The organism is Vibrio sp. 2132-1, from assembly GCF_033344315.1.
Genome location: NZ_JAWPON010000016.1, coordinates 76,247 through 99,811 on the forward strand (window position 1 = coordinate 76,247; position 23,565 = coordinate 99,811).

The 23,565-nt window shown below is 42.9% G+C and carries 17 protein-coding genes; 5 read left to right on the top strand and 12 right to left on the bottom strand.

All coding sequences use genetic code 11. The annotated features are described in order from the left end of the window. Positions 1-7: 7 nt before the first annotated feature. Positions 8-3,232 (top strand): type I restriction endonuclease subunit R, encoded by a 3,225-nt coding sequence (locus R8N47_RS17830; protein WP_318070335.1) that lies wholly within the window; start codon positions 8-10, stop codon positions 3,230-3,232. A gap of 878 nt (positions 3,233-4,110) precedes the next feature. Here the strand turns inward: R8N47_RS17830 and R8N47_RS17835 are convergent. The 6 genes from R8N47_RS17835 to R8N47_RS17860 all read right to left on the bottom strand — a co-directional run bounded on the left by R8N47_RS17835 (position 4,111) and on the right by R8N47_RS17860 (position 12,951). Continuing rightward, positions 4,111-6,294: an AAA family ATPase gene (locus R8N47_RS17835; protein WP_318070334.1), complete on the bottom strand. Its 2,184-nt coding sequence runs from the start codon at positions 6,292-6,294 to the stop codon at positions 4,111-4,113. Then, on the bottom strand, positions 6,291-6,707 hold the full coding sequence (locus tag R8N47_RS17840) for a hypothetical protein (RefSeq protein WP_318070333.1): 417 nt from the start codon (positions 6,705-6,707) through the stop codon (positions 6,291-6,293). Before R8N47_RS17840 ends, R8N47_RS17835 begins: the two co-directional genes overlap by 4 nt. Next, positions 6,707-7,279: a recombinase family protein gene (locus R8N47_RS17845; protein WP_318070332.1), complete on the bottom strand. Its 573-nt coding sequence runs from the start codon at positions 7,277-7,279 to the stop codon at positions 6,707-6,709. Before R8N47_RS17845 ends, R8N47_RS17840 begins: the two co-directional genes overlap by 1 nt. A gap of 192 nt (positions 7,280-7,471) precedes the next feature. Continuing rightward, entirely contained in the window at positions 7,472-8,155 is a 684-nt protein-coding gene (locus tag R8N47_RS17850; RefSeq protein WP_029796793.1) for a hypothetical protein, read from the bottom strand. A 6-nt stretch (positions 8,156-8,161) separates the two neighbouring features. Beyond that, complete coding sequence (locus tag R8N47_RS17855; protein WP_025794889.1) at positions 8,162-11,506, bottom strand: hypothetical protein; 3,345 nt, start codon at positions 11,504-11,506, stop codon at positions 8,162-8,164. Beyond that, positions 11,503-12,951 (bottom strand): tyrosine-type recombinase/integrase, encoded by a 1,449-nt coding sequence (locus R8N47_RS17860; RefSeq protein ID WP_025794891.1) that lies wholly within the window; start codon positions 12,949-12,951, stop codon positions 11,503-11,505. The genes R8N47_RS17855 and R8N47_RS17860 overlap by 4 nt, the downstream gene beginning before the upstream one ends. A gap of 877 nt (positions 12,952-13,828) precedes the next feature. Between R8N47_RS17860 and folD the strand changes: the two genes are divergently transcribed. Then, positions 13,829-14,689 carry a bifunctional methylenetetrahydrofolate dehydrogenase/methenyltetrahydrofolate cyclohydrolase FolD gene (gene folD / locus R8N47_RS17865; protein WP_005382297.1) on the top strand — a complete coding sequence of 287 codons (861 nt, stop codon included), beginning with the start codon at positions 13,829-13,831 and terminating at the stop codon, positions 14,687-14,689. Positions 14,690-14,756: 67 nt separating this feature from the next. Here folD and R8N47_RS17870 read toward each other — a convergent pair whose 3' ends face one another. The 4 genes from R8N47_RS17870 to R8N47_RS17885 form a co-directional block, all read right to left on the bottom strand. Then, positions 14,757-15,956: a NupC/NupG family nucleoside CNT transporter gene (locus R8N47_RS17870; RefSeq protein ID WP_005382298.1), complete on the bottom strand. Its 1,200-nt coding sequence runs from the start codon at positions 15,954-15,956 to the stop codon at positions 14,757-14,759. 257 nt (positions 15,957-16,213) lie between these two features. After that, positions 16,214-17,158, bottom strand: coding sequence for a LysR family transcriptional regulator (locus R8N47_RS17875; RefSeq protein ID WP_017634801.1), 945 nt, complete (start codon positions 17,156-17,158; stop codon positions 16,214-16,216). A gap of 88 nt (positions 17,159-17,246) precedes the next feature. Continuing rightward, on the bottom strand, positions 17,247-18,218 hold the full coding sequence (locus R8N47_RS17880) for a lytic transglycosylase domain-containing protein (protein ID WP_033906907.1): 972 nt from the start codon (positions 18,216-18,218) through the stop codon (positions 17,247-17,249). Positions 18,219-18,266: 48 nt separating this feature from the next. After that, positions 18,267-18,548 carry a YcgL domain-containing protein gene (locus R8N47_RS17885; protein WP_005382303.1) on the bottom strand — a complete coding sequence of 94 codons (282 nt, stop codon included), beginning with the start codon at positions 18,546-18,548 and terminating at the stop codon, positions 18,267-18,269. A 197-nt stretch (positions 18,549-18,745) separates the two neighbouring features. On the opposite strand from R8N47_RS17885, the gene minC reads away from it, so the two are divergent. From minC to minE, 3 genes are read left to right on the top strand one after another with little or no spacing between them, the layout of a single operon-like run. Continuing rightward, positions 18,746-19,408, top strand: a complete 663-nt coding sequence (gene minC, locus R8N47_RS17890) for a septum site-determining protein MinC (protein WP_005382304.1) — start codon at positions 18,746-18,748, stop codon at positions 19,406-19,408. Positions 19,409-19,425: 17 nt separating this feature from the next. Next, positions 19,426-20,238: a septum site-determining protein MinD gene (gene minD, locus R8N47_RS17895; RefSeq protein WP_005388331.1), complete on the top strand. Its 813-nt coding sequence runs from the start codon at positions 19,426-19,428 to the stop codon at positions 20,236-20,238. Between the two features lie 2 nt (positions 20,239-20,240). Further along, the gene (gene minE, locus R8N47_RS17900; RefSeq protein WP_005388332.1) at positions 20,241-20,504 is read left to right on the top strand and encodes a cell division topological specificity factor MinE; all 264 of its coding nucleotides are present in this window, start codon (positions 20,241-20,243) and stop codon (positions 20,502-20,504) included. A gap of 77 nt (positions 20,505-20,581) precedes the next feature. On the opposite strand, the gene rnd is transcribed toward minE, so the two are convergent. Both rnd and fadD read right to left on the bottom strand, forming a co-directional pair. Continuing rightward, positions 20,582-21,700 (bottom strand): ribonuclease D, encoded by a 1,119-nt coding sequence (gene rnd, locus R8N47_RS17905; protein WP_031777213.1) that lies wholly within the window; start codon positions 21,698-21,700, stop codon positions 20,582-20,584. 78 nt (positions 21,701-21,778) lie between these two features. Next, on the bottom strand, positions 21,779-23,470 hold the full coding sequence (gene fadD, locus R8N47_RS17910) for a long-chain-fatty-acid--CoA ligase FadD (protein ID WP_005382216.1): 1,692 nt from the start codon (positions 23,468-23,470) through the stop codon (positions 21,779-21,781). Positions 23,471-23,565: the final 95 nt, after the last annotated feature.

Sequence of the window (23,565 nt, forward strand, 5' to 3'; positions counted from 1 at the left end):
AGGCTTAATGATTACTGAAGACCAACTAGAACAACAATGCCTCGATTGGTTTAAAGAGCTAGGCTACCAATACAAAAATGGCTATGACATCGCACCGGATGGCAACACACCCGAGCGTGAAAACTATCAGCAAGTCACTCTACAGGCGCGTTTAGTGTCTGCCTTGGAAACCTTAAACCCTAATGTACCCAGTGACACCTTAATCGAAGTAGCGAAAACCGTTGCCACGCCGCAAACGCCTGTACTTATCAAAAACAACAAACTCTTTCACCAATATTTAATCGAGGGTGTGCCCGTTGAATACTCTGTGATGGAGCAAGAACAATGGGTGAGCAAACATACTCATGTTCGCTTAATTGATTTTGAGAACCATGAGAATAACGAATTCTTAGTAGTCAATCAGTTCACCATTACAGGCACCAAGGTCAATCGCAGACCAGATGTCGTGGTATTTATCAATGGCTTGCCTTTGGCAGTAATAGAGCTGAAAAACCCAGCCGATGATCACGCCGACATTTGGAATGCTTACAATCAAATCCAAACTTACAAAGAAGAAATCGCTGATCTCTTTGTGTTCAATGAAGCGCTTGTCATTTCTGATGGCTGGACGGCGCGAGTCGGCTCGTTAACGGCTAATAAAGAGCGCTTTTTGCCATGGAAAACCATCGAGGACGAAGACGATAAGCCGTTACTCGAATTCCAATTAGAGACCATGGTGCGTGGCTTCTTTAAGCCAGAATTGCTGCTCGATTACATTCGCTACTTCGTATTGTTCGAAAATGATGGCGACAAGATCATCAAAAAAATCGCAGGTTATCACCAATTCCATGCCGTGCGTGCTGCGGTGAAAGCAACTGTCATCGCGGCCACAACCTCTGACCAAGTCACCGAACCACGAGCCAACTATGCCAATACGGTGGTGCCCGGAAGCAAAAAAGCAGGCGTGGTTTGGCATACCCAAGGCAGCGGGAAAAGCATTTCGATGGTCTGCTACGCGAGTAAGTTACTTCAACAGCCGGAGATGAATAACCCAACTTTAGTGGTGGTGACTGACCGTAATGACTTAGATGGTCAGTTGTTTAATACCTTCACCATGGCTCAAGAAACGTTGAAGCAAATCCCGCAACAAGCAACCGACCGCGATGCATTGCGCGATTTACTTCTAAATCGTCAGTCCGGTGGCATCATCTTCACAACAGTACAAAAATTTGCGCTGCTCGATGAAGAAATGGCACATCCTATCCTCTCTGAACGCTCGAATATCGTGGTGGTGTCCGATGAGGCGCATCGTAGTCAGTATGGCAATAAAGCTCGCCTTGTTGATGTCAAAGACGAGCATGGAAATGTGATTGATCAGCGTTATGTCTATGGTTACTCCAAATACATGCGTGATGCCTTGCCGAATGCTGCTTTTATTGGTTTTACAGGTACGCCAATATCACTAGATGACAAAGATACTCGTGGTGTTTTTGGTGACTATGTATCTATCTACGATATTCAAGATGCGGTGGATGATGGGGCAACTGTGCCGATTTATTACGAATCTCGTTTAGCCAAGCTCGATATTAATCAAGATGAAATCGAAGCACTTAACGATCAGGTCGAAGAGGAAATTGGCGAAGACGAAGAAACGGAAAGTCGCGAGAAGATAAAATCACAGTGGTCAGCACTTGAGAAACTGGTCGGTGCGGAGCCACGAATCAAACAAGTTGCCCAAGATTTGGTCGAGCACTTTACCACTCGCTGTGAAACCTTTCCGGGCAAGGCTATGATCGTTGCCATGAGTCGCGAGATTTGCGTGGATTTATACGATGCCATTGTGGCTATCAAACCCGAATGGCATAGCGATGATCCAAACAAAGGCGCGATCAAAATCGTCATGACAGGCAGTGCCGCCGACAAAGCCAAAATGCAGCCTCATATCCATGATAAGAAGACCAAGAAGCTTTTCGAGAAACGTTATAAAGACACCAGTGATGAACTGCAATTAGTAATTGTCCGTGATATGTGGCTAACAGGTTTTGATGCGCCTTGCTGCCATACCATGTATATCGACAAACCAATGAAAGGTCATAACCTGATGCAGGCGATAGCGCGTGTGAATCGCGTGTTTAAAGACAAGCCCGGAGGTTTGGTTGTTGACTATATTGGTATTGCCAATGAGCTTAAAAACGCACTCAAGACCTATACCAACAGTCAAGGGAAAGGTCAGCCTACTGTCGACACTGCCGAAGCTTTTGCTGTCTTCATGGAAAAAATAGATGTCATTCGTGGCATGTTTGCTACGCCCGTAGATGGTGATGTATTAAACTATCGTCCGGATTTTGAAACCAAACCACTGCAACTGCTTCCGGGAGCCGTGAACCATATATCTGGTCTCTCACACCGCAACAGCAAAGGCGAAGAAGTTCGTGATGGTAAACGCCGTTTCCTTGATGTCATGGCAGCGCTTATGAAAGCCTTCTCACTGTGTAATACCTTGGATGAAGTAGACGGCTATAAGAGCGAGATTGCCTTTTACGGAGCTATCAAGACCGCCTTCTTAAAACATTCTACTGTTGACAAGAAACGCAGCGACGAACTACGCAATTCTGCTTTGCGCCAGATCCTCAACAATGCAATTGTGGCAGATGGAGTCGATGACATCTTCAAAACCGTTGGCTTAGATAAGCCCAATATTGGCTTGCTCTCTCCTGAGTTTTTGGAAGATGTCGCCAATATGAAAGAGAAGAATTTAGCCGTAGAGCTGCTAGAAAAGCTGCTGCGCGACGAAGTGAAAGCAAGAATGAAAAACGATGTAGTGCAGGAAAAGAAATATTCCGACCGTATTATGTCGACTTTGCAGAAATATCATAATCGCAACATTGAAACCGCGCAGGTAATTGAAGAGCTGATCCAGTGGGCTAAAGAGATGCAGGCTGACGCTGAGATGATGGATAAGCTCAACCTATCTACTGATGAAATAGCGTTTTACCGTGCATTGGTCACCAACGAAGCTTCTGTGCGAACCCTAGGCGATGACAACCTTCGTCAACTAGCCATTGAACTCACTCACCAACTGCGTAAGTCCGCAACGGTAGATTGGCAGAAACGTGAGAGTGTCCGTGCTCGTATGCGCAACCTTGTACGTCGTTTACTGCGTCGTTGGAAGTACCCACCTGATGCGGCTGAAGAGGCGATTAAGCTGGTTCTGGATCAAGCAGAAGTGCTAGCTGATGGGTGGTATAAGTAACTAAAAAGGCAAGGTTTTCCCTTGCCTTTTTATATGGCCTAATTTTGAAGTCCCTCAGGAACTGTTTAAGCCGCTGCAATTTTCACTAGTGAAAATTTTGAGTTTATCTGAGAACACTGGTGATTATAGGTACGCTAATACCCTCAACTATGGTGTTTTTAGGATCGCAATCATTAAATCGACTAAAATATAACCCACAATCAGCCTTAACTATGGTTATTCTGGGATCGCTTATCGCCCAACACTGGTGATGATAGGTACACCGATACTCTCAACTATGGTGTTTTTAGGATCGCAAGCGCTAAATCGGTTGAAATATAGCCCAATACTCACCCCAACCATGGTGATTCTGGGATCGCTTATCAGCAAACACTGGTGATTATAGGCCCACCGATACTCTCAACTATGGTGTTTTTAGGATCGGCAAGCGCTAAATCGGTTGAAATATAGCCCAATGCTCATCCCAACCATGGTGATTCTAGGATCGCTTATCAGCAAACACTGGTGGTTATAGGCGCACCGCTGCTCTCAACTATGGTGTTTTTAGGATCGCAGCGCTAAATTGGTTGAAATATAGCCCAATGCTCAGCCCAACTATGGTGATTCTGGGATCGCTGCCCCTAACACTGGTGATTATAGGAACACCGATGACCTCAACTAAGGTGTTTTTAGGATCACAGCGCTAAATCGACTGAAATGTAACCTCATCCACTTAACTATGGAGATTCTAGGATCGCATAACACTGGTGATTGTAGGTACACCGATGCCCTAAACTATGGTGCTTTTAGGATCGCAAGCGCCAAATCGGTTAAAATACAGCCCAATGCTCAAGCCAACCATGGTGATTCTGGGATCGCTGCCACCTAAACATTGATGTTTATAAATACTCTTTTTGAAGAAGATTAGAGAGGTAAACCTGTCGATGGGCCGCCTTGGTTTTAGAGATAATTGAGTTTCTCAATATTTGCTCACTTCCAAGCCAGAACATGTTCGTAGTCGCTCTTGTTATCGCCGTATATACCCAAGATTTATCAATAATCCTGCTGTGTACTATGGGACTTATTACAGTTTCAAATTGGCTTCCTTGAGCTTTATGTAACGTTATAGCATAAGCGAGTTCAAGATTATCAATCATCGAATATGTGACAGAAACTGTCTCACCTGTATCAATTTTCACCTTCGCAAGGACACTCTTATCCTCCCTATCGTAAAGGGAGATAACCGTGCCCAGAGTTCCGTTCTGCACGTCCGCTCTATAGTCATTTTTCGTGAAGATAACAGGATCACCAATTCGAATCCCCAAATCGTCATCATCCCCATTAATCCCTCGAATCATAAGCTTCCTACCATACGGATTGCTAACCGCCTGACATAGAGAGTTTATCTCATCAGCCAACACTCTCGTTGGGACTAAAATTTGTGCTTTTCGGCCAGATTCCATATATAAATCTACAGCTCGGCCAACAACGTCGCCCCGACTACATTCCTCAAATGAAATATTTTTGTAACTAAAGTACTTAGGAATACGACCATTACGTATTTCATTCGCATAACAAGGAATTCCCGTTGTACTACTTTGCCTACGCACCTCGGTCAAATGCACTCTCGGAACAACACCTGAGTCAATCAACTCAGATAAAACCAACCCAGAGCCGATAGGTGCTAACTGTTCTTCATCTCCAACAAAAATAAGACGTACATCTCTATCTCGTGGTAACTTCATCACTATTTTGTAGAGACTAGGAACATCGATCATCGAGGCTTCATCAATTAACAATACAATTGAATCATTTGCTGAAATATCAAGATCGTTCAACATTAAAAAGCGTTGAATTGTATAGGTACTAATATTTATGGATTCTTGTAATCGCTTTGCTGCCCGCCCACTCAGAGCCAATCCGAATACCTTAAAGTCAAGCCTAAGATAAGTATCCACAACCGCTTGAAGGAGAGTAGTCTTTCCTGTACCAGCGCCTCCTGTCAGCACAAATACACGGTTATTCAAGCTCTGGTTCAGAGCATTGTCTTGTTTCTCATTTAACTGGAAAGAAAGATTTTTAATGACATGCTGATAAGCATCATCTGAGCCGTTTGGTCGGGCCTCACTTAAACCTAAAAGGTGTTTGATTCTTTTTGCTATGACGCTTTCCATCACATACAGTCCAGTGTGATGAACTAATCCGCTATCAAGATTGTAGTAGACCCCCAACGATGAACTTGCACTCCTGATCGCTTCTTCAGCGATACCTTCATCATTGGTATACTTAAATATGTAGTCCCATAAAAAGTCCAACTCTATTACAGTATGACCATTACTACAGTGCATATTCATTGCATATTCAACAAGAGCAATTAGACGACGTCTATCATACTCGTCTATCCCAAACGAATTAATTGCTATTCCATCTACTTGCTCTAAAGACAAACCAAAAGTTTGGAGTAGATAAGGATTTGATTTTAATTGCTCGAACGCATCTTTCTTGTATAGTTTGAATAGCTTTTGTTGGATAAGCTGTGGGATGCCTAGCTTTGCAAACTCAATAGCAAACTGAATATTCTCGTACTTACGGAACCCTTTTAGGAATGACTCTGCTTTCTTATGTGTAAGAAATTCGGCGATAGGCTGTATTTCACCCGACTTCATCATGGATAGTAGCGAAATCCCAAACCTCTCTCCCAAACGCCTTGCTGTCGTTTCACCAATACCCTCAAATTGATTGTTACTACCTATAAATTTGTAGAACTCTTCCAGCGACTCTGGCATCACCATCATGGCTACTTCTGGGTTAACAAATTTAAATTGGGTTATCTCATAGTTATTGTTTGTACTAATAACGGAGCTGCTGGAGGAACCTTTAATCTCCCAAACCTGACCAACACAAGGCTCGGCGTTTACGGACTCAAGTATTTCGACTACAGCGTTTGACGCAGTGGGTATTTTGTTATCGTAAGCTTCTCTTCTAACGAAAACACCAGAGAACTTGTACGAGCCATCTCTTAAGCCGTAACTGGAAGTAATACGAACATAATAGCGATAGCGGCTATCATTTAGTGTTCTCATAAAATCCCCCCCATTTGCGAGATGACCTCTTCAAGCTCGGCATATCGTTCAAGCCTTGCCTTCAACTGCAAATTTTGGGACTCCAGCTCTTGAATTCGAGCCTCAAGCCTTACCATTTTGCTTATATCAGTGCTTCTGGGTTTAGTGTCTGTATGCTTAGTAGTTCGCGCTTCATTCGATTTTTTACTTTTTGAAGAGAAACCCGTTTTTTTGAGCAGCTCTTTTTCATATTCTTTTACCAGCTCTTTAAGGGTATTATTCTGATAGAATGCAGATCGGGTGATATCTGTTACTTTTGACAATTCAACCCTATTGAGCTGACCATTCTCCCATATATTCTTACATTCTTGAGTTGTAGTAGACTCTTTCCAAGCGAAGAATTTGGCAATAGATTCTTGTTTACCGTCAGCCATTAGCTTTTCCTGTTTAACTTCAGAGCGTTGTAAATAGTAGCCCTCGACACTCCAAGCCTTTTTGCCATTTGAGTTACAGACTCTTTCCTTTCCTTGTACGCAACCTCGATTTCATTAATCGTATCTTCCGAAAGAGTTGGTTTACGACCTAATTTAACACCACGGCTTTTCGCGACTCGAAATCCTTCCTGTTGCCGCTTCTTAATTAAGGTTCTCTCAAACTGTGCAAATGCACCTAACATTTGCAATGTGAGAGTTGCCATCGGATCGTCAGAACCACTAGAAAACGACAACTTTTCATTGTGAAAGGTCACGGTGACACCTTTATAATTAAAATCCCGAATAAGGGACTCTAAGTCATGTAAGCTCCGCGCAAACCTGTCGATAGAATGAACGTGGAGTTGATCTCCTTCACGACAGTACGAAAGACATTCATTTAAAACTGGTCTATCTGAACTTTTTCCAGATGCCGTTTCGACGAACTCTTTATCAAGTTTGATACTTTCAAGTTGTCGTCCAGTATTCTGCTCATCAGTGGATACTCGCTTATAACCAATATGCTGTGCTGACATGAAACACAACCCCTACACTACTGTATAAATACACAGTAATAAATCTCATAACAAACGTCAAATAATTCGTAGCTTTTATTGGACAAGTGTAAAAGAAATGAAAAAGTGAATTTAATAGACAAGAAAAAGCCACGAGTTCGTGGCTTTTACATATGTCTAATAAAGTATACGTTATTGTACAAAGTACGATCCCTACTCTGAACCATATAGGAAAAAGTATCTCTCAAGGTTACCTCGGTGAAACATCACTTTGTTACCACCTACCTTGTCCCTATATTGTCCCTCCTCCACAACGTATGTTTCGTGAGAGTCTTTCATCATCTGGTTTAAAGTTTTGCACGCCAAATCTAGTTGACGACTGACTTCCTCTAGCTGTGCCAACTGCTTTGACTGATCCTCGATAGTCAACTGGGCCTTGGTTAGTTCGCTCTTGCTATATGTAGATGCCTTAGGAGGAGCTATTGCAGACAAACTTTTGTTTTTCTCCTGACGCAATTCGATAAGCACGATTTCAATTTCAGACTCTTTTTCGTCCAACTCTCGATCCCTATCTTTAATAAGAGCCTCAAGTTCTTCAATTTTTTTTGTTTGTCGCCTTAACTTTAAGTCTTTTGCTACGTTGTCAGCCTCTCCATTTGAGCTAGAGTTCTTTCCAACATAGTTATCAATTAACTCTTTGTATTTTGAATCCTTACGTCTCAATGTTGAGCTATCTATGCGCTCTCCTTTTTTGGTCATCTTATACGCAACGTACTCCGAAAGTTTTCTAGCAGATTTAAAGCTAGCATCGGACTTCGCAAGATCTGAGAGGATTTCTTTAACCATCTCAGTTCTGCGTTTTGCAGTTTCTACTTTTTCATCAATTAAACCAGCCATAAAACATCACCCCTCGGTAAGCAAAAGCATCTTCATTTTATCTTCATTGCTTATGCCTCTAATATCAGTTTTAAGATTAAACAATTGAGCTAGGTATTCAATATCGGTTAGTTCATCGGCTTCATCCCATCCACTCTTAGATAGCACTTGGACTTTCCTTCTCAATCTTGCTGCTTGATTAGATAAGGTTTGCGTTTGCAGTGTAGGTACTCCCTCAGTTTCTTTGAGTCGTAATAATAGCTTTGCCTGCTCGGTTGCATCTAGTGGCTTAATCTCGTGCATTAGCTCCAAGCCTTCGTCCGATACATAATATGAATTTTTGCCATTATTAGATTGATCTGCAATATCTTTTCGGGCTAACCAATACGAAGCCTCAACTACATATTGAATCTTCTGTCGCTCCAACTCCTCTCCTTCAGTTTCATACATAGTATCTTTAAAGTAATCCAGCTTTGTATTGATGCTTTTAATGTCATCGCACAAAGCGCGGATGGTAGCAGCAATGGCTGGGAGATGGTTGTTAGTGACTACCGTTAGAGGACAGGCGTAACAATGTTTCTCTCCGATTTCCGTAACAACCTTTTTTGGACATTTTCCACCGAGAGGGCAGATATGTGTGCGGAAATAAGCAATGTTGCTGTGATCCGCCGCCCCTAACTCAGCTAACCCGTTGAGCGGTTTTACATCATCTTCAGGCGATGTAAAGTTGACCGACTGTGCATTGTATTTGCTGATAGTAGACTGGGGTGAATTGTTAAGATCACTTTCAAAGCTCTCCTGATTAATTTGGGACTCAGACACCGTCACTAAACCACCATCCTCTCTAGACACTGACACAAGATACGCAACTTGATTAATAAAATCTCTAGATGCACTATCTGGCAACAACTTTGTATAGTAGCCGACTGTAGATTCTGTTTGACCAGTCAATAGCTTACCAACCACCTTTGCGCCAACAATTGGCGCAAACACGCTATCAGTCATAGTGCGTAATGAGTGTGGAGTAACTAATGTCTTCTTTTCCAGCGGGATAAACTTCACCAATTCAGGATCTAGTAGATACTTGACTAATATTTCGCAAGATTTAGTGTCAATATCCCCATGCTCACGTAAGTAGACGAATTCATCAAGAGCGTAATGCAACTGAGGGGCATATATAGTTGTTGGATCGAAACTTACGTTGTTTCTGGTTAAAAAGCTCTCGTATTCATTAATTATCGCTGAGAAACAGTGCGGTACAGCACTATCAGCGTGATAGTCCTTAATTTGGAATATCGGGTAGATATCCCCCCATTTTGAATCCTCATCATTATTGTAAGGCACTGCCTCTGTTAGTTTGTGGTTAGCTTTAGCTGCGAACTGTTTTATTTCAACAACTTTCTTTAATACATTCACCACTTCATTAGGAACCAAAACCTTATATGGTTTTGTTTTCGCCTTATCCGTCGAGACCACGATCTCCTGATATTCCGCACCTTCCACAATATAAGAAAAACAATCTCGTTCATCTAACCAAAGGGCATTAGATCTTCTCAGTCCAGAGTGCAAAAACAGCGTTATCATTGCCCATGGAATGTGATTATTTATATAAACACTAGTGTCTTTGACGCCGCTTGCGTAAATCACACTGTCGTCTTTGGTAAGTTTTACTCTCGTTATTGACTCTAGCGATACCCGACCAATGACCATGGTATTTTCATCGCCACCATCAATATTAATTGCCTCGGGAACATGGATGAATTGTTTGCAATTTTCACCATTCTTTAATGCGTTAAGAACGTCGTCAAGTATCCGATTAGTAACTGCCATGGCATATGATCGCAACCCCAACCAATAAGTGAGGTTGAAAACGTATTTCCTGTTTTTGGTATACTTTCTACCAACCTTTTCTTTTGCTTTACCAGCTAAAGGGTTTCTGAATTCGCCAGCAATGCCCGAGTCCAACTCAGTCAGGTAATCAAAAAAGGCATTGATAACAACCAAAGCATCCCTGCCACTATTGTTACCCTCGGTGTTGGCTTTGCTAGCTGCACCTGTCATATCGTAGACAAATTGTTGTAAGGAAACAGGATACTGAAAACCATCTCCGAACTTATCAGAATTTTGCAGTTCGAAAACGTTACTTCTCTGCACATACAAACTATGTATAAATTCATTTGGATTTTCGGGATAAGTGAATTTTCCCGAAAGACTAGAATTAAAATATGCAGGTAGATAAGAGAAGAGGTATTTGTTTAATATACTCAAACGGTTTTTCTTCTGCTTCTTAGTCCCAGCTTCTACTGAAGAAGCTCGAATATAATCTTGTTGAGCAGCAATCCAAATATTACTTTGATCTAGATTTTCAGTGAAAAAGTTAACATCACTACCACCAGAATCAGACCAGTACCCATAATCAACAATGGTATTCTTATCTAGCCTAGAAACTACAATCTCTTCAGCATTTTGAACATTTTCTCCGATGTAGGTGCGAGCGAGCTTGTTTTTAGCTGGGTGGACGCTTACTGAAGATAACACTGCCTTTTTGATATTGCCTTTAGGAATGCGTTTAAATTCGTCATGAAATTTAGCATCTGCAATAAGTCCGCATTCAACGAGGAAATCAATCGCAAACCTAATATTATATGCAGGCGGCGCACCATTGTAATACTCAAAGAGATCATTGTGATAATCTAAGAGAATATCTTTATTGAGTTCACTAAGATCAGTTATTCCATTCGAAATGACAACATCAGCCAGCCTTTTAAAAGACTGATTAATCGTATCTGTACCGACACTTTTTGTGTAATCAGAATAGTGGGTAATAATTGGGGCGCTTTCAATATGTTCCCCTATTTTATTAAAGCGATTCTTGGTCGCGCACAGCCACAAATCATTAGCAATTGCAGGCATAAAGAGCCTTAATTTTGTGGAAGCAATCCGCTCCGCGACACTCAGCGCTTTAGGGTGTGAGCCAAACATATAATTTAGCCTAACTACCTTATTCAAGGCCAAAAAGCTCAAAAATAGACGCAAGTTATGCAATCGGTTATAGGTATCGTTTGCTTTGGGCTTTGACACCCAAGGTATTAAATTGTCAAGTACACCCACGCTCCCCCCGATACCGTCACCTCGGGATTCCTTTATAACAAGCTCTTCGCAGCTAGTTAAAAAGCACTTAATTTCGTCAAGTTGCTTAGTTGACTCTCTATTTAATGCCGAAAGAAGGAGGTCAGAGCCGTCATTAGCACCTCTATAATTTGTTTGATATTCAGGTGGGTAAGCCTCTTTGCAATATTCTTTAAGCTTAGACTTAAATTCAACTAGGAGAGACTTAAAGCGCTCCCGAGTAAAGGTCTCTAGGAAAATCATATATCGTGAACCTGATTTGTTATTGAGATAAAGTTTTGATCGCTTCCAGATTGAATTGCTTCCCGTAGCACTTCATTCATCTTTTCTGTGTCCTTGCGCACTTTTTCAATGTCAATGCGCGAGGTGTAAATCTTTGTGCTCTTTGGTTCTGCGTGTCTCATAAAATGTTGGACTTCCAAAAGCGAGTAACCATTACCACCTCTAGGGTTAGGAGCGTAATTGATCATGAAATCACCGTAGTAGTGACGCATTGAATGAGTGCTAAGTGAATCAAACCTTGGGTCTGTATTTAAGCCAGCTCTCTTAAGGTTTGAGTCCCAAGCTTCCTTGATGCTGCTCTTTGCAGAACGGTAGTAGGGTTGATATTCGAGTAGTTCAGTCTGCTTATTTTTAGTGGCCCGACTTTGTAAAAAGACATACTTAGAATTTGACTCTGGTCTTTCGTGCTCTAAATAGTTTGTTAATTCTTCAAAGAAAAATGATTTAAAAGGCTCTATAAAAGTTACCTGATAGTGATCTACTGATTTTCCTCTTTTTGTCTTATAATCAATAGCTTCAAGGTAACTAATTATTCCTTCATCGTGTAATTTAACCTCTTCCTCGATTACATCCAAATCACAAAATCGCACCTTGGCTGCCTCAGAAATTCTTAGCCCTCCACCGAAGCAGAGTGCATACAAACATTTGTCACGATGAGTTTTGGTGTTTAAGAGAAATTGCCCTATGGCATCCATCGGAAAGTGTTTAGGCTCCTCGCTTTTGGTCTCACTGGGCAGTTTGAAAAAGTTTTTGATTTTCGAGACCTTCGCGCCGCCCGAAATACAGCCTGCTAAGTATGAGTTCTCAATCAGCGCTTTACGCTGACTTGATGATAACTCCTTCACCATGCCGAGTTCTTCACCAACAGCAGTAAATGGCTGATCTACATTAATAAGCCCATCCGTCTTTCTCTGCTGCACTATGCTGTATTCAAGGGCGTTTGATGCAGTTACAAAATCACACATGCTTGAAATCATGCGTTTAGCAGATGTTCTACGAAGAGGGGTTGAATCTAGATTTACAGCGCACGATCTGGCAAGTGGGTTGTCTGAGTTTTTTCCATCCATAAGAAAAGAAGGATAAGCTTTAAAAATATTATTCAGAGTAGTTCTTAAATGAAAAACAGAGGAGTAATGGTTTTTTTTCGTAAGCTCTTCCTGAAATGCCTGCGTGTGTAGTGCATTTGATGCTTCAATGAAAAAATCATAGAACTTAGCTAAATCTGAAGCCTTCGCTTTGACTGTGTTGTATGGCTGGCTACTCAATATCAGATTATTTATATGCTCCTCAAGCTCCACAATTGAACCTGTGGTTTTCGAAACAAATGAATAAAAAATCACACCTTCTGGGGTGGTGAGTTCTCTTTTAATAATATTTTTTGTTTTCCTAGCCACTTCCCATTGCACCAATAAATTAACCTCAATCTCCGTATATCCTACTACAAAAAATCGATAATGGTGCGATGAATACTGTGTTTTTATACAGTTTGTGATCTCAGTGTTAGAAATGAATTTTTCGGTCTAACAAGATGCAAAAAAGCCAGTACCTAAATTAATAGATACTGGCTCTTCAAAGTGGCACGCCCTGTAGGATTCGAACCTACGACCACATCCTTCGTCACACTATAGCTTTCGCTACCACCTATTAAGGCTTCGTGCGCTGGACTATACCTTTACCATAGCTTTAAAAGCGTTAGGTAGACGCCGTCTAGTCTCTACACCTTCCCAATATTATTGGGCTTGGCTCGGGATTGCCAACTCGCTAAAGTAAGGTTTCCCCGAATTTGACGTCTTACACTCTTATCGTTTCCAAAAAGAGGCCCAATCTGAACGCTAGAGAAATCTAGCCAATTAGAAGGGACGTGCTCTATCCATCTGAGCTAAGGGCGCTTTATTTTGCTTTTCAACTATATCTAGCTAAAAAACGAAATTCAAATTGTTTATACGCTTCATTGCACCAAACTAGGTTACAAAGCCATTAGTCAGTCATATTGATTCATTACACCAGAAATAACCTAATATAAGAACCAATGACCACATCCTTAGAAGGGACGTGCTCTATCCAGCTGAGCTAAGGGCGCGCTACAGGGACAGGATTATACGAGTTCAAACGGGTAAATCAACGGGTTTTCATAACATTCTGATCTGAATGCCTAAAAAAAGTCCATTAAAACGCTTAATGTTCAAAAACACCACAAAGCAAACGTTTGCGTATGGATGTTAATAAGAAATTCTGCGACAATGCGCCGCAGATAATCTGCCTTCTTAATTTATAAGGAAAGTCATGACTGCTCAAAATATAGACGGAACTCTCATTTCCCAAACTGTTCGATCCGAAGTGGCTGCACGTGTTAAAGCACGTGTTGAAGCTGGGCTACGTGCTCCTGGTTTAGCAGTGGTTCTAGTTGGTGAAGATCCTGCTTCTCAGGTTTATGTTGGTAGCAAACGCCGCGCATGTGAAGAAGTTGGGTTTGTTTCTAAGTCTTTTGACCTTCCTGCGTCTAGCTCAGAAGAAGAGTTACTAGCGCTGATTGATGAACTAAACAATGATGATGAAATTGACGGCATTCTAGTGCAATTACCCCTTCCTGCGGGCATAGACACAACACATGTTTTAGAGCGCATTCACCCAGAGAAGGACGTGGATGGCTTCCACCCTTATAACGTTGGCCGTCTTGCGCAACGTATTCCAAAGCTTCGCTCTTGCACGCCAAAGGGCATCATTACCCTACTCGACCGTTACAACATTGAGCTACGTGGTAAGCATGCGGTTGTGGTTGGCGCATCAAACATTGTTGGTCGTCCAATGACACTTGAGCTGCTGCTTGCGGGCTGCACAACAACAACATGTCACCGTTTTACCAAAGACCTAGAGAGTCATGTGCGTCAAGCTGACGTTGTCGTGGTTGCGGTTGGTAAACCTAACTTCATCCCTGGTGAGTGGATTAAAAAAGGCGCAGTGGTGGTCGATGTCGGTATTAACCGTCTTGATTCAGGCAAACTAGTTGGCGACGTGGAATACGACAAAGCACGTGAAAGTGCGAGCTTTATTACTCCTGTTCCTGGTGGCGTTGGCCCAATGACCGTCGCAAGTTTAATTGAGAACACGATGCTCGCTTGCGAACAGTTCCACACAGACAAATAACGTAAATTTCAGATACGAAAAAGGCTCCGCAAGGAGCCTTTTTGCTAATTGTTGATATCTATTTCAATTACAGACTTAAAATCACGCCCGCAATAGAAGCGCTCATTAAGTTCGCCATGACACCAGCGATAATCGCACGGAAACCATGCTTAGAAACAAATGCACGCTTTTCTGGTACCAAAGAGCCCAACCCACCAATCAGCATCGCCATGCTTGAGATATTTGCAAAGCCACACAAAGCAAACGTCACGATTGCTTGTGAGTGTTCACTAAGTTGAGACTTCACTTCTGCAAGCTGGATGAAAGCGACGAACTCATTCACCACAATCTTGTTACCAATCAGCGAGCCTGCTGTGGTTGCTTCTTGCCATGGTATACCCAACAACCAAGCGACTGGCGCAAACACAAAACCTAGGATGAGCTCAAAACTTAATGGTGTCCCAATCAGATCACCTATCCAGCCTAACATGCCGTTTAGCATTGCAATGACACTAATAAACGCCAGTAACGTACCACCGACCGATACAGCAATGCGTACACCCGCCATGGCACCATCGGCTAATGCTTCTACTACGTTGGTTGCACGTGGAATTTCAACTTGGCTAATGTCGATATCTGCTGCTTTATCCGTATCTTCTGGCATTAAAATTTTTGCCATCAACAAGCCGGCAGGTGCCGACATAAATGCAGCAGCAATAAGATAGTTGAGGTCGACACCCAGTGATGCGTAACCAACCAACGTTCCGCCAGCAACTGACGCTAAACCACCTGTCATAACTGCAAAGAACTGCGAGTCAGTCATGTGTTTTAGGTAAGGCTTTACCATTAATGGTGCTTCAATGGTGCCAACAAAGATATTCGCCGTAGCAGACAAAGACTCAGCACGACCGATACCCAGCAGCTTTTGAATACCACCACCGATAAAGTTAATGATTTTTGGCATCACACCAATGTGATAAAGACCTGAGATAAGAGAGGAGAAGAAAACGATGATACCCAGAACATTGATCGCAAAGGTGAAGCCCCCTGTCGCCAAATTACCGAATAAAAACGCAATGCCCTCTTGACCATAGTTGATCAAATTCGACACAACACTGCTCACTGAATTCAGCGCATCTCGTCCTGCTGGTACATATAAAACCAACAACGCAAACAGTACCTGCAAAGCAAACGCAAACGACACCGTTCTCAGCTTTATATTTTTTCTATTTGTAGAAAGTAGCCATGCTAGGAATAGTATGGCTACGATACCAATAATTGAGTTCATAAAATGAATCCGACAGAAGGGGGATATAGAAGGCACCGGATTGTATAGCGGACTCAAAATGCTGCAAGTTGAGGATGTTAACAGTGTGAAAAGTTTAAGCGACCAATAACTGACCAACAAAATAACCAATTGAATTTATTGAAGATAAACGTTTGCTTATTTTAATTGTTTCCATATGGAAAATATGTTTCTGATTCAGGAAAAATTTTTGTGAAGTGAATCACCTTATGTGTCGTTCTACAACGTCATTGATCCTGTTATTTAGGAATAGAGATGTAAGGCGCCAAACGTTGGTCCCAATGACAAGGGTTGCCGATCTTCTGTTTGATAAAGTTAATCACTGCGGATATTTTTTTTGGCATATGCTGGCGGCTTGGGTATACCGCATAAAACGGCATCGACTGGCTGGCTTTCCAATCAGGTAACAGCTGTATTAACTTACCCGTTCTGAACTCATCACCCAGCAAGTAAGTGGCAAGGTAGGCAATACCCCAACCTGCAATAGCCGCATCCCGAACGGCTTCTGCCAGATCTACTGAATAGTTACCCGAGACTTTTACGTTCAATTCTTGCTGATCTTTGGTAAACGCCCACCCCGTATAGTCACGCTCCCAGCTTCTGTATATGAGGCAGTTGTGAGCAGATAGGTCATCCGGTTCTGTTGGCGTGTCATGTTTCAATAAGTAATCTGGCGATGCCGCAACAACAAACTGGCAATCCGTCAAACGCTGCGCAATGTAACCTTCAGGCAAATGCTCGTTGTTGGTTACCCATAAATCGAGCCCTTCGGCTAACATATCGACCTTATAGTCAAACAGATGTACTTCCACTTGAAGTTGAGGATACAGTTCGCGTAACTCTTGAATCGCTGGAATAATGTGTAAGGTACCAAATGATTGCGACAACCCAAGACGTACCAAACCTGCCACTTCATCCCGCTGGGTTTCCATCTCTAATGTGGCGCTGCTCACCGCTTGTACCACTTGCTCACAGTGATGAAAAAAGGTTTTCCCTGCCTCAGTCGGCGTAAAGCTTCGCGTAGTGCGTTGAACAAGCTTGATACCAAGAGACGCTTCTAACTGACTCAACTGTTTACTCACATGAGACACCGACACGCCTAAGCTCTTTGCAGCAGCTGTGAAGCTTTTGTGTTTAAGAAGAGCGGAGAAAATCACCATTTGTGCGGCACGTTCAGATAACACGCTTTACCTCGATTTGGTTATAGAAAAAACAAAGGGCTCCGAAGAGCCCTTGTATTGAAGACTGAATGCCAAATTGTTTGATGGCAGATCAGTATTTAATGCGGTCAGCCAAGTGACTCACAGCAAGTGCGAAGTAGTAAGAGCGGTTCCACTTCATCAATACGTTGTAGTTATTGTAAACCAGATACGTACGACCATTCTCGTCGTCCGGCATGATCAACCATGCTTTGATGTCTTCATCCAGTTTTGGCAACGGGCTACCGTCATATTTTGTGATACCTAATTGGCTCCACTCTTGAAGGTATTTGCCTTTTTCAGCCGTGCGCCCTTCTAGGCTGCGATCAATATTTTTAGGAACCTTAACTTGGCGACCCCAAGTATATTTATCATCCCAACCAGACTTGCTCAAATAGTTAGCGGTTGATGCAAACACGTCCGCTTCAGATTGCCATATGTCTTTTTTACCATCACCGTTGCCGTCAGCAGCAAAACGAAGGAAAGAGCTTGGCATAAACTGGCATTGACCCATCGCACCAGCCCATGAGCCTTTAAAGTTCTCTAGCTCAATATGGCCTTGATCGAGGATCTGAAGTGCCGACATAGTCTCTTTACGGAAAAACTCTTCACGACGGCCTTCAAATGCCATTGTGGATAGTGCATCAATCACTTTAAAGTTGCCGGTAAACTTACCAAAGTTACTTTCAACTCCCCAAAGTGCCACAATAAAGCGCGGGTGGACACCGTACTCATCGCCTATACGCTTTAGCTCGGTGTAATGCTCTTTGTAGAGTTGTCTGGCTTGCTTCACCTTCCATTCAGGCACCGCGCGAGGAATGTACTCATCCAATGTCAGTTTCTTTTCTGGTTGGTTTCGGTCCGCTTTTACTGCTCGGGGCTTGTACTCAACATTAGCAAAAGCAGCACTAATGACCTGCTCTGAGATACCTTTATCACGAGCTTCAGCACGCAGCTTATTCAAGTATTCATCAAAACCCTCGCTACTTGCAAAAACCGAGGTACACATACCAACGCTAAGCATGGTAGCCAGTATCTTTTTCATATTGCCCTCCTTGAGCAAGGCAGAAATCCCAGATGAAAAACGATGACGTTATTCGCCTTTCTGCTGGGCTTTTTGTTCTTTGTACTTTTCTAATAGGTTCTCCGGCGGCGGTGGAACCTGAAGAAAGAAGCCATCATTTTGTAATGAAGCCTTCACTTTTTCGATATCAACTTGTGCCAATTTACGGCCATCAAGTTTAATCGTCATGACAGCGATAGGCTTACCGAACATCTGCATTAAGGTGTCAGGAACCTGTGAAAAGTCATCCTTTTTCGGAATATAGAGATAAGTACCTTCTTTTTTCGAGCTTTTATAAATAGAACAAAGCATGACACGCCTTTTATGCTGATTTAGCCGCGTTGAGTGCGGATTAGGTTGAAAACGTCAAATTCTCGCAAACTTAATAGCAAATTTGAGATTAATTCACCTATTTACCCACGAGAGAACTTGCTGCGTCAAAGGATGAAATATAACATGACATACCTAGTTTAAGGCAACGCTCTTTCAATAAAGGCAAGAAGTCCACGATGACCCATTCACCAGACCTTAAAGGTAGCAGTTTTACATTGTCAGTTTTACACCTTTCTGACAATGAGATCGCAAAGACTGTCGAATTTTTGCAAGAAAAAGTTTCTCAAGCACCTTCTTTTTTTGCATCCGCGCCTTTGGTAATCAATATAGCAAAAGTACAAGGCGACATTGATTTCCCTAAGCTTAAACAAGGCATCTCAGATGCTGGTTTTATTCCGGTCGGTGTAACGGGCTGTAAAGACAAGCGTGTACAAAACCTTGCTTCCGAAGCTGGCTTCGCCATTATGTCGGCGAGCAAATCGCCAAGCCAAGCACCTGCCAAAATGGCACCAACGAAAGTAGTTCGTACGCCTGTCCGCTCAGGACAACAGATCTACGCAAAAGATGGTGATTTGGTGGTGCTAGCGCACGTAAGTGCAGGTGCTGAAGTCATTGCTGACGGCTCTATTCATATCCATGGCACACTTCGAGGTCGTGCGATTGCAGGAGCAAGTGGTCAGCAGGAAGCGCGTATTATTTGCCACGATTTACAAGCAGAACTGGTATCCATTGCGGGTGACTACTGGTTAAGCGATCAAATTGAAAGCGAGTACTGGCAAAAGAAAGTAATGATCAGTAAAGCCGATGAATCATTACATTTAGAAGTTCTCGCGATTTAATCTAAAAAGGAAAAAAAATGGCACGCATTATTGTAGTAACGTCTGGTAAAGGTGGCGTTGGTAAAACCACTTCAAGCGCAGCCATCGCCTCTGGTCTAGCTCTTAAGGGAAAAAAGACCGCGGTGATCGATTTTGACATCGGTTTGCGTAACCTCGATCTAATCATGGGCTGTGAGCGCCGCGTCGTGTATGACTTTGTGAACGTCATTAACGGCGAAGCGACATTAAACCAAGCGCTGATCAAAGATAAGCGCACGGACAACCTATTTATTCTTCCTGCTTCTCAAACTCGTGATAAAGACGCACTGACAAAAGATGGTGTTCAGCGCGTATTCGGCGAACTTGATGAAATGGGCTTTGATTTCATTATTTGTGATTCACCAGCAGGTATCGAGCAAGGCGCGTTAATGGCCTTGTACTATGCCGATGAAGCCATTGTCACAACGAACCCAGAAGTCTCTTCTGTACGTGACTCTGACCGCATTCTCGGTATTTTAGATTCTAAGTCACTGCGTGCAGAGCAAGGGCTAGAGCCAGTAAAACAGCACCTGTTACTGACTCGCTACAACCCATCTCGCGTCACTCAAGGCGAAATGCTAAGCGTTGAAGACGTAGAGGAGATCTTACATATTCCACTACTGGGCGTGATTCCAGAAAGCCAAGCCGTGCTTAACGCGTCAAACAAAGGTGTGCCAGTCACTTTTGACGATAACACCGATGCGGGTATGGCTTATTCTGACACCGTTGATCGCTTATTAGGCAATCAGGTTGAATTTCGTTTCCTTACTGAGGAGAAGAAAGGACTCTTTAAACGACTCTTTGGAGGCTAGACATGTCATTATTAGAATTTTTCCGTCCACAGAAGAAAACTTCTGCGAATCTAGCTAAAGAGCGTTTGCAAATCATTGTCGCAGAGCGCCGCAGCCAAAATGATCCTGCGCCGTCTTACTTGCCTCAATTAAAAGAAGACATCTTGAAGGTGATCAGCAAGTACGTGGCAATTGATCCAAATATGGTTGACTTAACATTTGAGCACAAAGACGACGATATCTCAGTTCTTGAGCTGAATGTGAAGCTACCAGACGAAGAAAAGTAATCAGTTTCTCTCGCCAGACGAATGCTCTAATTAGAACGAAAAAGGTTGGCATCGAGGCCAACCTTTTTCATCTTTCATTACTTTAATGCTTTATTCATCTTGTCGCCGAGTAAATCCAAACGCCACCCTTGCATCAAATCAGGCAATACTTCTGGGTCACGATCTTTTTTCCAAACCCAACTGATCAACTGATTGATCTGCTTTTTAGAGGCAAGGAACTCCGTGGCTAAACCTGACTTCTGCGAAGCCGATTTCACCAAGTCTTTCATATTTTTGAAGACCTGCTTGTAACCCGGATAGTCCATTAAACGCTCAATTTTCGCAGGATACTCTTCAGAAGGTGTTTGCTTCGCTTGTTTAACAATCGCGGCAATCTTCGCGCCATGGCGGTTAATCGCTCGGATATCAATATCTTCTGCTTCCATCTTCTTAAAGTTCGTTAAACCAAGACGAGCGACCGTTAATAGATCACCTTCTTTGAAGATAAAGTTCAGCGCTAAATCTCGTTTGATTGCTTCACGATAACGCCACGTCGCCAATGGCTTTAAAATCGCCAGCTCAGAAGGTTTTAATTGCCAAGCGCCCTTAATATCAAGGTAGGCATTCTCTTCATTGGTTACGCGAATACGTTTCGAAACGAGTAAATCACTTTCTTGCTGTACAGCTTCCCACCAACCTGCTTGCGTCACCTTATCGAACAGCTTTTCGTATAACGGTAACAAGTAATGAACATCTGCGGCAGCATAATCTAATTGCTTTTGTGTCAGTGGACGAGCCATCCAGTCGGTACGTGATTCACTTTTGTCGAGCTCTACGCCTAAATATTCTTCCACCAGCGATGCGAAGCCTGTCGATAGGCCGTGACCGAGAAAAGCGGCCATCAGCTGCGTATCCACCATAGGGAATGGTGTACAACCAAAAGCGTTTTGGAAAACTTCTAAATCTTCACCACATGCGTGCAGCACTTTTAGCACAGAAGTATCTTTTAATAGCGCTACAAACGGCGTCATATCCGTTAATTCAGTCGGATCAATCAGCGAGAGGCGATTACCATCGAAAAGCTGAATCAGACCTAACTGCGGGTAGAAAGTGCGAATACGAACGAATTCGGTATCCAGCATCACTACGTCTGCCTCTCGGGCATGAGTGCAAACCTCTTCTAGGTCTTTGTTTTTAGTAATAATTTGATAGTTCACATACTTCTCGCTATAAAAATGCCAGCAAAACGCTGGCATTCTATCATTTTTTAAATCTCTCGACTCGACGAAATCGGCTTATGCGCTTTTCTTCGCAAGTTCAGCGTCATTCTCTTCGCGTAAAACACGACGCAAGATCTTACCGACATTGGTTTTAGGTAAGTCTTCGCGGAACTCAACCAACTTCGGAACTTTGTAGCCAGTTAAGTGTTCTCGACAATGCGCGATCACTTCGTCTTTGGTCAAGCTCGGATCACGTTTCACGACATAAATCTTCACTAATTCACCAGACACTTCATGCGGCTGACCAATAGCAGCAACTTCAAGTACTTTGCCGTGTAGTGCTACAACGTCTTCAATTTCGTTCGGGTAAACATTAAAGCCTGATACTAAGATCATGTCTTTCTTACGGTCAACGATATGCAGGAAGCCTTCGTCATCGAACTTAACGATGTCGCCAGTTGATAGCCAGCCGTCTTCGTTAATCGTATCTTTCGTTGCTTCAGGTCGTTGCCAGTAACCTTGCATAACCTGAGGACCACGAACTTGAAGTTCACCAGTTTCAGTATTCGCAAGAGCGTTGCCTTCTTCGTCCACGATACGAACTTCTGTTGATGGTACCGGCAGACCAATAGAGCCATTGTATTCAACAAGATCATGCGGATATGCCGCCACCAACGGAGAACACTCTGTTAGACCGTAACCTTCGAGCAAATAGCAACCCGTGGTCTTTTGCCATCTTTCTGCCACTGAGCGCTGCACTGCCATGCCGCCGCCAACGGCTAAACGTAGATTACTGAAATCCAACTCGTGGAAATCTTCATTATTGACCAATGCATTAAATAAGGTATTCACGCCCGTAATCGCAGTAAACGGATGCTTTTGTAGCTCTTTCACGAACCCTGGAATATCTCTAGGGTTGGTAATAAGTAAGTTACGACCACCCATTTCGACAAACAGCAGACAGTTTACGGTAAGAGCAAATACGTGATACAGCGGTAATGCTGTTACGACTAATTCACGCCCCGGAGATAAAACCGGTCCGTACGCGCCTTTTGCCTGTAGAACGTTCGCAATCATGTTGCGGTGAGTCAGAATCGCGCCTTTCGCGACACCTGTCGTCCCCCCCGTATATTGCAGGAATGCAATGTCATCCCCAGACATAAACGGTTTAACGTATTGTAGACGACGACCTTTACGTAGAGCCTGACGCATTGAGATTGCACCAGGTAAATCGTACTTAGGCACCATGCCCTTAACGTACTTCACGACAAAATCGACAATCGTACCTTTCGCTCGTGGCAGCATTTGACCAAGACTGGTTAACACTACGTGTTTGACTGGTGTTTTATCGACAATTTGTTCTAACGTATTCGCAAAGTTAGACACAATCACAATCGTCGTCGCACCTGAGTCATTCAATTGGTGTTCAAGTTCACGAGGAGTGTAAAGTGGGTTAACGTTTACGGCGATACAACCTGCACGCAAAATACCAAACAACGCCACTGGGTATTGCAGTAGGTTTGGCATCATCAGAGCAACACGGTCACCCTTTTGCAGTTTTAACTCGTTTTGCAGATACGCTGCGAATGCGCGACTACGCTCTTCCAATTTACGGAAGGTCATAACCGAGCCCATGTTCATGAATGCTGGTTGGTCTGCATATTTTTGTACAGACTGTTCAAACATTTCTACCAAAGACTCATATTGCTCTGGATTAATGGTTTCAGGTACGTCACTTGGATAACGTGAAAGCCATGGTTTATCCACGATGTTACTCCTCGTTTATAACTGGCTAAAAAATAGCGTCCTTTTTATTTTGAAAGCTATTACAGCACAGCGAACGTGCTTGAGCACGCAACTCT